This is a genomic window from Arhodomonas sp. KWT (assembly GCF_010993615.1).
This window is the reverse complement of record NZ_WNXE01000005.1, coordinates 25,680-38,876: the sequence shown is the minus strand read 5'-3', so window position 1 is coordinate 38,876 and position 13,197 is coordinate 25,680. Positions and strand designations below refer to the sequence as shown.

Genomic DNA, 13,197 nt, shown 5'->3' with positions numbered 1-13,197 from the left:
GCGAAAGGCATGCCCGGGGGCAGACAGCGGCCGTGCTGCACGGCCATCGGGGGGGGCATGCGCGGATCGCGCCTGAGCCCGATCAACCGCCGGCGCTGGCAGCAGTTCCGGCGCAACCGCCGCGGCTGGTACTCGCTGTGGCTGTTCATGGCGCTGTTCGTGCTGACCCTGTTCGCCGAGGTCATCGCCAACGATCAGCCCCTGTTCGTGTGGTACGACGGCGCCGCGTATTTCCCCGTGGTGGCGGACTATCCCGAGACCACCTTCGGCGGCTTCCTGCCCACCACGGCGGACTACCGCGATCCCGCCGTGCAGGAGCTGATCGAAGCGAGGGGCTGGATACTGTGGCCGCCGATCCCCTACAGCTACGACACCATCAACTACGATCTGCCGGTCCCCGCGCCGGCGCCGCCGAGCGCGGACAACTGGCTCGGCACCGACGACCAGGGCCGGGATGTCGCCGCACGGCTGATCTACGGCTTTCGCATCTCCGTGCTCTTCGGCCTGCTGCTGACACTGACCAGCTCGGTCATCGGTGTCGCCGCCGGCGCCGTGCAGGGGTATTTCGGCGGCTGGACGGACCTCCTCGGCCAGCGGGCGATCGAGATCTGGTCCGGGCTGCCGGCGCTGTACGTCATCATCATCCTCTCCAGCTTCGTGCAGCCCGGCTTCTGGTGGCTGCTGCTGATCCTGCTGCTGTTCAGCTGGACCCAGCTGGTCGGGGTGGTGCGCGCGGAGTTCCTGCGCGTGCGCAACTTCGACTACGTCAAGGCCGCCCGGGCACTGGGCGTCTCCGACGGGGTGATCATCGCCCGGCACGTGCTGCCCAACGCCATGGTCGCCACCATCACCTTCGTGCCCTTCGTGATGACCGGTGCGATCACGGCGCTCACGTCGCTGGACTTCCTCGGATTCGGGATGCCGCCGGGGGCGCCGTCGCTGGGTGAGCTGCTGGCCCAGGGCAAGGCCAATCTCCAGGCCCCGTGGCTCGGTATCACCGCGTTCGTCGCCCTGGCGGTGATGCTCTCGCTGCTGGTGTTCATCGGCGAGGCCGCCCGGGACGCCTTCGATCCGCGCAAGACCCTGCAGGGGGGCATGGATGGCTGACGTCCCCCTGCTCGCCATCGAGGGACTCCAGGTTGCCTTCGGCCGGCAGGTCGTGGTTCACGGCGTCGACCTCACGGTTCGCGGCGGCGAGACCCTCGCGCTGGTGGGGGAGAGCGGCTCGGGCAAGTCGGTGACCGCCATGTCCGTGCTCGGGCTGCTGCCGTATCCCCATGCCAGCCACCCGGCGGGGCGCATACGCTACCGCGGCGGGGACGTCCTGGGGGCCGACGACGCGCGCCTGCGGCAGATGCGCGGCGGCGAGGTCGGCATGATCTTCCAGGAACCGATGACCTCGCTGAACCCGCTGCACACCGTGGAGAAGCAGATCGGCGAGAACCTTGCGATCCACCGCGGACTGCGCGGTGCGGCCATGCGCAGGCGGGTGCTGGAGCTGCTGGAGCTCGTTCGTCTGCCGGATCCCGAACGCCGCCTGGGGGCCTATCCCCACCAGCTCTCCGGCGGCCAGCGCCAGCGTGTGATGATCGCCATGGCGCTTGCCAACGACCCGGCACTGCTCATCGCCGACGAACCCACCACGGCCCTGGACGTGACCATTCAGGCCGAGATCCTCGACCTGCTCGCCGACCTCAAGGCGCGGCTGGGCATGGCGATGCTGTTCATCAGTCACGACCTCAACGTCGTGCGCCGCGTGGCCGACCGGGTGGCCGTGATGAAGGACGGGCGGGTGGTGGAGCAGGGGCTGGCCGATTCCGTGTTCACGGCGCCGCGGCACGACTACACCCGTGCCCTGCTGGCCGCGGAGCCCTCCGGCCGGCCCGAGCCGGTGGCCGCCGACGCCCCGACCGTGCTCGCCGCCGAGGACGTGCGCGTGTGGTTCCCGATCCGCGGTGGGCTGCTGCGGCGGGCGCGGGACCACGTCCGTGCGGTGGACGGGGTGTCGCTCAGCGTGCACCGGGGGGAGACCCTGGGGATCGTCGGTGAGAGCGGCTCGGGCAAGACCACCCTGGCGTTCGCGCTGCTGCGCCTGCAGCCCGCCACCGGGCGGGTGATCCTGCTCGGCGACGACATCTCGCGCCGCCGTCCCCGTGCCCTGCGGCCGCTGCGCCGACGCATGCAGGTGGTCTTCCAGGACCCGTACGGCAGTCTCAATCCGCGTCTGTCGGTGGCGCAGATCGTTGCCGAGGGGTTGAGCGTGCACCGCCTCGCCCGGGACGACGCGGAGCGCGAGCGCCTGGTCGCGGAGGCGCTGGAGGAGGTGGGGCTCGCCCCCGAGCTGGCCGGGCGCTTCCCCCACGAGCTCTCCGGCGGCCAGCGCCAGCGGGTCGCGCTGGCGCGCGCGGTAATCCTCAAGCCGGACCTGATGGTGCTCGACGAGCCCACCTCCGCGCTGGACCGCACCGTGCAGTCGCAGCTGGTCGCGCTGCTGCGGGACCTCCAGGCCCGGCACGGACTGGCGTTCCTGTTCATCAGCCACGACCTGGCGGTGGTGCGGGCCATGAGTCACCGTATCCTGGTGATGAAGGACGGCACCGTGGTAGAGGCGGCGGAGACCGAGGCGCTGTTCCAGCGTCCCGGCGAGACCTACACCCGGCGGCTCATCGAGGCGGCACTGGGACCCGCGTGAGCCGCCGCGTTCTGATATCCTTGCGGCGTTTGGCCCGCTGACGGAAACCTACCCCCATGGACCCGGTCATCGCCCTGGTGGGGCGCCCCAACGTGGGCAAGTCCACCCTGTTCAACTACCTCACCCGGAGCCGCGACGCCCTGGTCGCCGACTACCCGGGGCTCACCCGCGACCGCCAGTACGGCCTGGGCCGCGTCGGCGGGCGTGCCTATATCGTTGTCGACACCGGCGGCATCGGCGAGGACGAGGCCGGCATCAACGAGGGTATGCAGGGGCAGGCCCGCCAGGCGGTGGCCGAGGCGGATGCAGTACTGCTGCTCGTCGACGGCCGCACCGGGCTGACGGGCGCGGACGAGACCCTGGCCGCGACCCTGCGCCGGGCGGGCAAGAGCGTCTGGCTGGTGGTGAACAAGACCGACGGGGTCGATCCCCGCCTGGCCGTCACGGATTTCCACACCCTCGGTGTCGGTGAGCCCCGCGCCATTGCCGCCGCCCACGGCCGCGGCGTGCCCGCGCTGATGGACGAGGTGCTCGCCGCGCTGCCCGCCGAGGGCGCCGGCGACCATCCGCCGGTGGACGAGTCCCCGGACGCCATCCGGGTGGCCGTGGTCGGGCGCCCGAACGTGGGCAAGTCCACGCTCATCAACCGCATCCTCGGCGAGGACCGGGTGCTGGTCTACGACATGCCCGGCACCACGCGGGACAGCATCTTCATCCCCTTCGAGCGCGATGGACAGGCCTACACGCTCATCGACACCGCCGGGGTGCGCCGCCGTGCCCGGGTCCACGAGGCGGTGGAGAAGTTCAGTATCGTCAAGACGCTGCAGGCCATCGAGGCCGCTCACGTGGTGGTGATGGTGGTCGACGCCCAGGGGCTGGCCTCCGAGCAGGACGCCCACCTGATCGGCCACGTGCTCGAGGCGGGGCGGGCCCTCGTGCTTACGGTGAACAAGTGGGATGGCCTCGATGAGGGCCACCGCAACGAGGTCCGGCGCTCGCTGGACGTCAAGCTCGGCTTTCTCGACTTCGCGCGGGTGCACTTCATCTCCGCGCTTCACGGTACCGGCGTGGGGCTGCTCTACGACGCCATCGGCCAGGCTTACGCCGCGGCCATGGCCGAGCTGGAGACGCCCCGGCTCAACCAGATCCTCGCCGACGCCACCGCTGCCCACGCGCCGCCGCTGGTGCGCGGGCGCCGGGTAAAGCTGCGCTACGCCCACCAGGGCGGGCGCAACCCGCCAGTGATCGTCATCCACGGCAACCAGACCGCACGACTGCCGGAGGCCTACCGGCGCTACCTCTCCAACACCTTCCGCCGGGAGCTGGACCTGTGGGGCACGCCGCTGCGCCTGGAGTTCCGCACCGGCGACAACCCCTACGCCGACCGGGCCAACACGCTGTCCGCGCGCCAGCGCGCCCGCCGCCGGCGGCTGATGCAGCACGTCAAGCGCCAGAAGTCCAAGCGCGGCGGCAAGGGGCGGTGACCGGGCGGCGCGGCGCTAGCGTTTTCGCCCGCCGATGATCTTCGCCCGTAGCGTGTCGCCGTGGGCTGCGCCCAGGGACTGCACGCGCTCCAGCAGACCCTCGCTCAGGCGGTGACCGGCCGGGATGAGCAGCAGTCCCTCCGGCGTGGTCAGGTCCTTCGCCAGCACCATGCCCGGGCGGAGCTCCGAGATCGGGACCCCCTCCTGGCCGGCATCGTCGCCCTCCGACTGGAGGTCGTGCCAGCGCAGGAAGGCGTTCACGGCGCGGGGGTCGAAGCGCCCGCCGCGCTCGCGCTGCAGCAACGCCCGGGCGTCCGCCTCGCTGAGCCGGCGTGGGCGGATGTGGCCGTGCATGGCCTCGTCGAAGACGTCGATGACGGCGAGCATGCGTGCCGCCACGGGGATCGCGTTGCCCTTGAGCCCGTCCGGGAAACCCTTGCCGTCGTAGCGCTCGTGGTGGTGGCGCACGATGCTCGCCGCCTCCCCGAGCGGCGCGCTGTGGGCGAGCGCGTCGGCGATGACGACCGGATGCCTCCTGAACGACTCGATGGCCGACTCCGGCAGACGCGACTCCGGCGTGCGCTGAATGGACTCCGGCAGGGTCGCTTCGCCGACGTCGTGCAGCCGTGCCGCCAGTGTCGCCTCGATCACACGGGACTCGCTGAGCTTGAGATGACGGCAGAACCCTTCCATGAGCGTTGCCACGCGGTCCCCATGGCCCTGCTTGGCGGCGGTTTCCAGGGTGTACAGGCCCTCGGCGAGGGTGCGCGCGGCTTCGGGGATGGTCTCCGCCGGCGGCTGCTCGGTGGCGATATCCCGGTCGAGGCGTTTGCCCTCGGCGTTGCTGATGGCGGCGACGAGGGTCGCGTGAAGCTCGTCCGCGGACCAGGGCTTCTCCACCAGGGCGTGGATGCCCGCCTCGTTGATCGCGCGCAGGCTGGTCGCATAGTTGCCGTACGCGGTGAGCAGGATGCGCGGTACCGAGGGCGCGCGGGCGGCGAAATCGATAAGCAGGTCCACGCCGTTCTCGTCGGCAAGGCGGTAGTCGCAGATGATCGCGGCCAAGGATTCCTCGTCGAGCACCGCCTTCGCCTCCGCACCGGAGTTTGCGCCGCGCATGGCGTAGCCGCGGCCGATGAGCTCCCGGCGCAGGGCGGTGAGCACGTGGGGCTCGTCGTCGACGCACAGCACGGTGTGACCGGATCCGGTCTCCGGCGCGGCCGTGTCATCGCTCATCGTCGTGCTCCTCCTCCGTGGTGTCGCCCTCTGAGCGCAGGGCGTTGGCCTCCGCCTCGTCGCGCTCGCGTTCCAGCTCGCTGATGCGCTGCTGCATGGTGATCGCCTGGGCCGCGAAGCGGTCGACTGTCTCCTCCAGCGAGGAGATCGCCTGGCGCTGGTTCTCGTAGGCCTCGGCCTGGCTCATGAGCTTGCGGATCTGGCGGCGGTTGCGGTAATTCTCGTTCTGGAACAGCGTCAGCGATTGCTCGGATTCCTGGATCTGGCGTTCGAGCTTGGCGATGCGGGCGAGGTACTCGCGTTTCTGCTGTTCCTTCTCCTGCTCGGAGCTCTCGAGCTGGGTCCGCAGCTCGCGGATGACGGTGCGCTGCTGGTCGAGTGAGTTGACGATGCGCCGGTACTCGGTGTCCATGCGCTCGGTGCTCTGCTCGATCAGCTGATCCCGCCGGCGGAGACTGTGCGGGCGGGTCGGGCGCTGCACGCCGGCGGCGGGCCGTGCCTCGAACGGGGCGATGTCGCCCCGGTCCATGTACTCGTCCAGGGGCTGGCGGCTGTGCTCGTAGTGAGCCAGGTGCTCGTCTAGACGTCGCCCCAGGGCGCCCTCGTCACCGAACTCGGCCCGCAGGGCATGGCGCATCTCGGCGTTCGCGCGGCGCTCGACGACGTTGGCGCTGTGCATCTCGTTGAAGCGCTCGCGGTATCCTTCCAGGGCGCCGATGCGTTCCTGCAGCCGCTGGACCTCCACGGCCTGGTTGTGCGCCGCCCAGGGGTCATTGCCGCCACTGTCCGGCAGCGACGCGGTCTCCGTATGCGAGCGTTCCCGGGATGACTCCGCGCGGCTGGCGCGCATGGCCGTGGTAATCGCCTTCTCCACCCGGTCCCAGAGGCGGATATCGCGCTCCACGGATTCCTGATGCGTGCGCCAGTAGGCCTCCGGTGGCGCCTCCAGACTGGTGAGCTGGGATTGCAGGAGCGCGTAGCGCATCTGCAGGCAGACCAGCTCCGGGTCACCGGTATCGTCGATGTGGGCCAGCCGGTGCAGCTCCGCGGGCGCGCCCTGCCAGCCCTTGCGGAAGCGGTGTACCAGCCGTTTGACGGCCTCGTGGAGAAACGCGGAGAAGGCCTCGACGTCTTCCGCAGGCGCAACGCCCTCCGCTTGCAGGCCGCGGATCCGGCGGCGCTGGCGGCGGTAGAGCACGGCGAGGACGACGACGGCCACCAGCAGGATGTAGATGACCTCTGCCAGCACGACGACGATGCTGATCCAGATGTTATCCCCGAGATTCATGGGCCTGCCCCGTTTTTGCTGCGCTTTTCCCGGGCGTGAGCCGGCCGGCGGCGGGTGGCGGTCGTCGTGTGAAAAGGCTTTGCCAATACCGGTTCGGCAGCCCATTATCTGCACAATGTGAGAACGCCGCCAACCGGGGCGCGATATGATGCCAAGCTCCTTTCTCCCCGGCCTGCGCGGGCTGACCGGGCGCCTGTTCCGTGTCCTTTCGGGCCCGCGGCGACGCTCGTCCCGGCTCAGCGACGAGATGGCGCGCTCGTGCCTCGTCGATCAGATCGCCACGGTAGCCGCTGCGACCTCGGCCACGGAGGCCGCGGAGGCGGTCGTCGCCCGGCTCGCCGCGGCCTTCGGGCCGGGCGGTGGCGCCTGGCTCACGCTGCCGGAGGGGCGTTTTGCCGCCGGTTACACCGAGGATGATGGAGAGGGTATTCGTGCGCCGGTGCCCGGCGTCGGTGACGACTGCGAGCTGTGCCTCGTGCCCGGCCCGGCTTACCGGGGCGGGCCGGGGGAGCATCTGGCGGCGCTGGTGACCGCTACCGCCGATCTGGTCGGTCTGTTCCGCCGTGGCGAGGCCCACCGTCGGGCCCGTGCGGCGGATGAGGCGTACCTGCGGGTTATCGCCTCCACCGCGGAAGAGGGCATATGCCGGGTCGCCCTCGACGGCCGGGTGCTGGATGCCAACGAGGCGTTCGCCCGGATGTACGACTGCCGGCTCGAGGAGTTGATCGGGCACTGCATCATGGAGTATCTGCCGCCGCAGATCGCCGAGCGCATACGTACCGGCCTGGCGGCGCGTGCCGAAGGCCGTAGTGAGCGTTACGAGCTCCACCTCCATCCCGATACCCCGCAGGAGCGCTGGCTGATGGTCTCGGCCTCTCCGGTCCGTGGACCCGACGGCCGGGTCGAGAGCGCCTTCGCCATGGTCACCGACATCACCGCGCTCAAGCTCGCGACCCGCGAGGCAGAGCAGGCGCGGGAGCGCGCCGAGGCCCTGCAGGCCGAGATGCTGCGTACGGCCAAGCTTGCGGCGGTGGGGCAGATGGCCGCCGGGGTCGCCCACGAGATCAACAATCCGATCGGTTTCGTGCGTTCCAACCTGGGCACGCTGCGTGAGTATGTCGGCGTGCTCGAACAGGCCGCGGCGGGTGACGACGATGTCTCGCAGGAGAAGCTCGCCTTCGTGCGCGAAGACATCCCGGAACTGCTCTCCGAGAGCGAGGCGGGCATACAGCGGGTCGCCGACACCGTGCGCACGCTGCGCGGTTTCGCCCGTGACGACAGCGGGGAGTGGACGGGTGTCGACCTCAACGAGGTGGCGGTGAATGCGCTGCGCATTGCCGGGCCGCGCCTCAAGGGGCGGGCGCGAACGCTGCGCGAGTTCTCCGCCGTGCCGACGGTGCGGGGATCGCCGGTGGAGCTCTCCCAGGTGCTCGTGAACCTGCTTATCAACGCGGCCAACGCCCTGGATGGCCACGGCACCATCCGTGTGGTGACGCGGTGTGAGGGTGACGAGGCGGTGCTCGAGGTCGCCGACGACGGCCGCGGGATGAGCGAGGAAGAGCGCGTGCGGGTGTTCGAGCCCTTCTACAGCCGTTCCGGCCAGGAGGGCACCGGTCTCGGGCTGTCCATCGTGCAGAACATCGTCGAGCGTCACGGCGGGCGGATCGAGCTTGCAAGCGAGCTGGGTGCGGGCAGCCGTTTCAGTGTCCGTCTGCCGGCAGCGGCGGACGTGGAGCCGGCCGTGGAGGCGCCGGGCGGGTGAGCGCGGACGGTACGTATCAGCCCTCGTCATCATCGCCCTCGTGCGGGCTGGTGGAATCGCCGTCGAGATACCGTGCGTGGATGCGGGGCGCCGGCGCCGGGCGGTGGAAGTAGTACCCCTGCAGGTAGCGACACCCCAGCTCGCGCAGGTACAACGCCTGTTCGTGCGTCTCCACCCCCTCGGCGACGACTATCAGGTCGAGCTCGCCGGCGAGGGCGATGATGCCGCGGACTATGGCCTCGCTGGCCTCGTTGTCGTGCATTCGCGCGATGAACGTGCGGTCTATCTTCAGGCCGTCGATCTCCAGCTCCGCCAGGTAGCTGAGTGACGAGTAACCGGTGCCGAAGTCGTCGATGAGCACCCGCACGCCGGCGGCACGCAGCCGGTGAATGCACGGCACCACGGTGCCCTGGTTGCTTACCAGGGTGTCCTCGGTGATCTCCGCGACCACGTTTTGCGGGTCGATATTGAAGCTCTCCAGGCGTTCCAGGAGGCGGTCCGCCATGTCCGGGGCACCGAACTGTTCGCCTGAGAAGTTGATACTGATGGACAGTTCCGTCCCGCGGCTCCTGAACCAGCGCCGCCAGTCGAGGCAGACGTTCTCCACGACGACGTTGGAGAGCTCGCGCATCAGCCCGGCCTCTTCGGCGACGGGCAGGAAGTCTCCGGGGGGGACGACCCGATCCGGGTGGCGCCAGCGCACCAGTGCCTCGAAGCCGACCACGGCGAAGTCCCGGCTGCGCACCACCGGCTGGTAGTAGTTGGTCAGCTCCGCGGTCTCCATGGCCAGTCGCAGCTGGGCGGCGATCTCGATGAACTGCCGCGCCCGGTCGCCGAGCTCGTCGGTGTAGAAGCAGTAGCCCTGGGTGTCGAGCCGTTTCGCCTCGCTGGCCGCGGCCTCGGCGCTGCGTAGCAGCTCGCTGTCGGTGAGCCCGCAGCTCGGGTAGGTGCCGATGCCCACGCCGGAACCGAGAGTGATCGTGGTCCCCTGCAGGGTCAGCGGCCGGGCGACGGCGTCATTGATGGCCTGGGCGGTCAGCGCCGCATCCATCGGGTGGGAGATCTGGTCCAGGCACACGAGGAAGCTGTCGCCGGTGTGCCGGGCGACTTCGCCCTCGTCGTCCACCACGGTCTGGAGGCGTTCGCCTATGGCCTTGAGGACGGCATCGCCGAAGGCGTGACCGTAGGACTCGTTGATCGGGCGGAAATGGCGCAGGTTCACCGCCAGAACCGCGCAGATGTCCTTCTCCGGATCGAGGGCCCCGAGGCGGCGTTGCAGGGTGGCGGTAAAGCCTTCCCGGTTAGGCAGGCCGGTGACCGAGTCGAACGTGGTGAGCACGTTGATACGGTGTTTGTAGGCCTCGATCTCGGCGCAGTCGTAGAAGCAGCAGATGTAGCTGCAGTCGGGGCCATCCTCTCCCACCCGGGTGATGGTGCCCGCCAGCCGCAGGGGCGAGCCGTCGCTCGTCCGGGAGCTGACACTGCCGTGCCAGACGCCGTACTGCGCCAGGCGGTCGTCCATGGCCTGGCGTTCCCGGGGGTGGCCGTCAAGGAGCTCCCGGAAGGGGACGAGCCGGCCGGTCACCGCCTCCGCGGAGCGGCCGGATATCTCCTCGAAGGCGTTGTTGACCGCCATTACCCGCCAGTCCGAGTCGAGTATGGCGACGGCGTTGGTGATGCTGTTGAGGGCGAGCTGGGCCTTCTCGCGTTCCTGTTCCGCGATGATGGTCTCGGTGATGTCGCGGATGACCATGACGTTACGGGGGGCACCGGCGCTGTTACGGTACAGCGCGCTGGTCAGTGCCAGGGTGATCTTTGCGCCGTCCGCCCGGCGTGCGGGGACACGGGCGCGCACGCTACGGTGCCGCCGGCGCCGTTCCAGCAGGTCGGTGATCGCGGGATCGGTCTCGTCGACGACGAGCCCGGGTCCGTTCGAGACCAGTGTCTCCTCCGGGTAGCCGAGGATGCGGCAGGCGGCCGGGTTGGCGCTCAGGATGCGCCCGTCCCGGGCGGTCGTGACGATGCCGTCGGCGCTGTGCTCGATCAGCAGGGCGTATTCTCCCGCGAGGTCGCGTCGGGCGAACTCCGTGCGCAGGGCGTGGTAGACCGGGACCCCGGTGGCAAAGGCGAGATACACCAGGGCCAGGGGGATGAAGAACAGGGTGGTGGGCAGCCCCCAGGGCGCGCCGATCCCGTCGAGCCCGAGGGCCAGCCATCCCACCACGCACACCGCGGCATACGCGAGCGCAAGCACCGACGCCGTAATCACTGGATGAGGCCCGGGGGCGCCGCGTTTCAGGGCAGGCTTTTCGCGCCGCATCGTGCCTCCCTCCGATCATGCAGGGGTGTAGGGAATGTTGATTCTGGCCCGCGTTTCAAGCCGTTGTCGCCGGTTGGTCAATATTCATTCATATTGTGACGTTTGTCACGTAAATTCAGCATCCGGAATGGATGCCGCCTAGCCTGGCTGTGCTGGCCGGTGCCTGTTGCGCGTGCGAGACTGAAAAGATGACCGGTCTATGCCAAATGCCAGGGGAGAGACCCGCCGTGCCATCCCAAAGCCCGCCCTTTTCCGACCATCCCCGATGCACGGTGACCGGTGAGCCGCGTCACGTGGGGGTCGAGATCGAGCTCGCGGGCCTCGGGGTCGAGGCACTGTCTTCGCTGGTCGCCGCCAGTGTCGATGGCCGCGTGGAACGTCTCAGCCGCTACGAGCACCGCATCATCGGCGATGCCCGGGGTGACTGGGGCGTGGAGCTGGATTTCGCGTTCCTCAAGCGACGGGGACGGCGTTCGGGGAATGACGGTGTCCCTGAAGATGCCCTGGAGGCGATGATCCGGCTGGGCGCGGAGCAGCTCGTGCCGGTGGAGGTGGTCTCGCCGCCGCTGCCCATCGACGAGCTCGGCGGGGTGGACCGCCTCATCGAGTCGCTGCGCCGGGCCGGGGCGCGGGGTACGGGGGACGGGCTGACCTATGCCTTCGGGCTGCAGCTCAACCCCGAGCTGCCGGCACTGGATGCGACCACCGTGACCCGCTATCTGCAGGCGTTCCTGTGTCTGCACGACTGGCTCAAGGAGCGCGCCCGGGTGGATCTTACCCGGCGGCTGACGGCCTACATCGATCCGTTCCCGCGGGATTACGTGAGGCGGGTGATCGATCCCGGCTACACCCCGGGCCTGGCGACGCTGGCGGACGATTACCTTGCCGCGAACCCCTCCCGTAACCGGGCCCTGGACCTGTTGCCGCTGCTCGCCCATATCGACAGGGAGCGCGTGCGTGCGGCGGTCGACGACCCCCGCATCAAGCCGCGTCCGGCGCTGCACTATCGCCTGCCCAACAGTGAGGTCGGCCGGCCCGGATGGGGGATCATGGCCGCCTGGGCGGACTGGCTGGCGGTGGAGCGCCTCGCCGCCGATCCGTCACGGCTTGCCGGGGTGTGCACCGCCTACGCCGAGCACCTGGATCAACCCCTGTCCGGGCTCGTGCACCCGTGGAGCGAGCAGGCCGGTACGTGGCTGGACGTCCCCGACGCCCCCTGATCGCGGTCACCGGTCCACGGCGTGGCGGTATCGGTCCGCGCCGGTGCATCGACGTCGCCCTGCGCCTTGCCGGCGGGAGACCGGTGCACTGGCATGCCGGGAGCGTCACTGACGGCGTCGCGGTCCACGCCGTGGTGATCTCCGGCGGCCACGATGTGGACCCGGTACTCTACGCGCAGACCCCCCGGGTCCGGCCCCGCCACGATCCGGAGCGCGACGCCTTCGAGTCGGACGTCATCGCCCGCGCCCTTGCCTGCGGCATCCCGCTGCTCGGCATCTGCCGAGGGGCGCAGTTGCTCAACATCGTGCGCGGCGGCAGCCTGCACCAGAGCCTGCGTAGTCGCCGTCGGCACACCGGCAACCGACGGACCTTGCTGCCGTGCAAGAGCGTGCGTGTGGTCGCGGGCAGCACGGTCGAAGCGGTCCTCGGAACCGGGCGGTTGCGGGTGAACAGCCTCCATGATCAGGGTATCGACCGGATCGGCGAGGGGCTGCGGGTGGTGGCGACGGACCGGGACGCCATCGTCCAGGCCGTCGAACGGCCCGGTGCCCGTTTCGTCATCGGCGTGCAGTGGCATCCGGAGTTCCTGGTTTACCTGCCCTCGCAGCGGCGGCTTTTCCGTTCACTGGTGGACGCGGCCGCGGCGAGCGAGGCCGTGCCTTTCGAGACAGCGTCCCGGCCGTGAGCGGCTATCTCGGGCTTTTCGCGCTCGCCTTCCTGGCGGCCACGATTCTGCCGGCATACTCGGAGGTGCTCTTCGGGGGCATGGTTGCGGCCGGTTATGACCCGTTCGCCCTGTGGTTGTGGGCGAGCGCGGGCAATACCCTGGGGTCAGTGGTCAACTGGTTGCTGGGGCGCTATCTGCTGCACTTCCGCGACCGCCGCTGGTTTCCGTTCCCGGCCGGCGCGCTGGGGCCCGCGCAGCGCTGGTTTCAGCGCTACGGGGTGTGGTCCCTGCTGCTGGCCTGGGCCCCGGTGGGTGGGGATGCACTGACCTTCATTGCGGGCATGATGCGTGTGCGCTTCCCGCTCTTCCTGCTGCTAACGGGTATCGGCAAGGCCACCCGCTATGCGGTCCTGCTCGCCTTGATCGTCGGCGCAGGGACGGCATTCCCCGTCCCGGGCTGAGGCTGGTTCCGGACGGCGCTAACGCCGACTAACGCTCGACTAACGCACCCTCGGATACGCTGCGCT

The 13,197-nt window shown here is 69.7% G+C and carries 10 protein-coding genes; 7 read left to right on the top strand and 3 right to left on the bottom strand.

Annotated features, from left to right (window positions below):
• Nucleotides 1–57 precede the first annotated feature (57 nt).
• The 3 genes from G7A99_RS02360 to der are packed head-to-tail and all read left to right on the top strand — an operon-like array spanning nt 58 to nt 4,176.
• A complete protein-coding gene (locus tag G7A99_RS02360; protein ID WP_163138769.1) occupies nt 58–1,107 on the top strand; it encodes an ABC transporter permease in 1,050 nt (349 codons plus the stop codon).
• Entirely contained in the window at nt 1,100–2,692 is a 1,593-nt protein-coding gene (locus tag G7A99_RS02355) for an ABC transporter ATP-binding protein (protein WP_163138768.1), read from the top strand. The genes G7A99_RS02360 and G7A99_RS02355 overlap by 8 nt, the downstream gene beginning before the upstream one ends.
• A 56-nt stretch (nt 2,693–2,748) precedes the next feature.
• Nucleotides 2,749–4,176, top strand: coding sequence for a ribosome biogenesis GTPase Der (gene der, locus G7A99_RS02350; RefSeq protein WP_163138767.1), 1,428 nt, complete (start codon nt 2,749–2,751; stop codon nt 4,174–4,176).
• 15 nt (nt 4,177–4,191) lie between these two features.
• Here the strand turns inward: der and G7A99_RS02345 are convergent, their stop codons facing one another.
• On the bottom strand, nt 4,192–5,412 hold the full coding sequence (locus G7A99_RS02345; protein ID WP_163138766.1) for an HD domain-containing phosphohydrolase: 1,221 nt from the start codon (nt 5,410–5,412) through the stop codon (nt 4,192–4,194).
• The gene (locus G7A99_RS02340; protein ID WP_163138765.1) at nt 5,402–6,700 is read right to left on the bottom strand and encodes a hypothetical protein; all 1,299 of its coding nucleotides are present in this window, start codon (nt 6,698–6,700) and stop codon (nt 5,402–5,404) included. The genes G7A99_RS02345 and G7A99_RS02340 overlap by 11 nt, the downstream gene beginning before the upstream one ends.
• A gap of 145 nt (nt 6,701–6,845) precedes the next feature.
• Here G7A99_RS02340 and G7A99_RS02335 point away from each other — a divergent pair, with 145 nt between their 5' ends.
• On the top strand, nt 6,846–8,462 hold the full coding sequence (locus G7A99_RS02335) for a sensor histidine kinase (RefSeq protein ID WP_163138764.1): 1,617 nt from the start codon (nt 6,846–6,848) through the stop codon (nt 8,460–8,462).
• A 16-nt stretch (nt 8,463–8,478) separates the two neighbouring features.
• Here the strand turns inward: G7A99_RS02335 and G7A99_RS02330 are convergent, their stop codons facing one another.
• Nucleotides 8,479–10,782: an EAL domain-containing protein gene (locus tag G7A99_RS02330; protein ID WP_163138763.1), complete on the bottom strand. Its 2,304-nt coding sequence runs from the start codon at nt 10,780–10,782 to the stop codon at nt 8,479–8,481.
• Nucleotides 10,783–11,054: 272 nt separating this feature from the next.
• On the opposite strand from G7A99_RS02330, the gene G7A99_RS02325 reads away from it, so the two are divergent.
• From G7A99_RS02325 to G7A99_RS02315, 3 genes are read left to right on the top strand one after another with little or no spacing between them, the layout of a single operon-like run.
• A complete protein-coding gene (locus G7A99_RS02325; protein WP_240466069.1) occupies nt 11,055–12,002 on the top strand; it encodes an amidoligase family protein in 948 nt (315 codons plus the stop codon).
• The gene (locus tag G7A99_RS02320) at nt 11,975–12,688 is read left to right on the top strand and encodes a gamma-glutamyl-gamma-aminobutyrate hydrolase family protein (protein WP_051088193.1); all 714 of its coding nucleotides are present in this window, start codon (nt 11,975–11,977) and stop codon (nt 12,686–12,688) included. Before G7A99_RS02325 ends, G7A99_RS02320 begins: the two co-directional genes overlap by 28 nt.
• Nucleotides 12,685–13,131: a YqaA family protein gene (locus G7A99_RS02315; RefSeq protein ID WP_018717269.1), complete on the top strand. Its 447-nt coding sequence runs from the start codon at nt 12,685–12,687 to the stop codon at nt 13,129–13,131. Before G7A99_RS02320 ends, G7A99_RS02315 begins: the two co-directional genes overlap by 4 nt.
• Nucleotides 13,132–13,197: the final 66 nt, after the last annotated feature.

Bases quoted from the DNA above. Each gene is read 5' to 3' on its own strand.
- G7A99_RS02360 (WP_163138769.1), top strand. From the start codon at position 58: ATGCGCGGATCGCGCCTGAGCCCGATCAACCGCCGGCGCTGGCAGCAG.
- G7A99_RS02355 (WP_163138768.1), top strand. From the start codon at position 1,100: ATGGCTGACGTCCCCCTGCTCGCCATCGAGGGACTCCAGGTTGCCTTC.
- der (WP_163138767.1), top strand. From the start codon at position 2,749: ATGGACCCGGTCATCGCCCTGGTGGGGCGCCCCAACGTGGGCAAGTCC.
- G7A99_RS02345 (WP_163138766.1), bottom strand. From the start codon at position 5,412: ATGAGCGATGACACGGCCGCGCCGGAGACCGGATCCGGTCACACCGTG.
- G7A99_RS02340 (WP_163138765.1), bottom strand. From the start codon at position 6,700: ATGAATCTCGGGGATAACATCTGGATCAGCATCGTCGTCGTGCTGGCA.
- G7A99_RS02335 (WP_163138764.1), top strand. From the start codon at position 6,846: ATGATGCCAAGCTCCTTTCTCCCCGGCCTGCGCGGGCTGACCGGGCGC.
- G7A99_RS02330 (WP_163138763.1), bottom strand. From the start codon at position 10,782: ATGCGGCGCGAAAAGCCTGCCCTGAAACGCGGCGCCCCCGGGCCTCAT.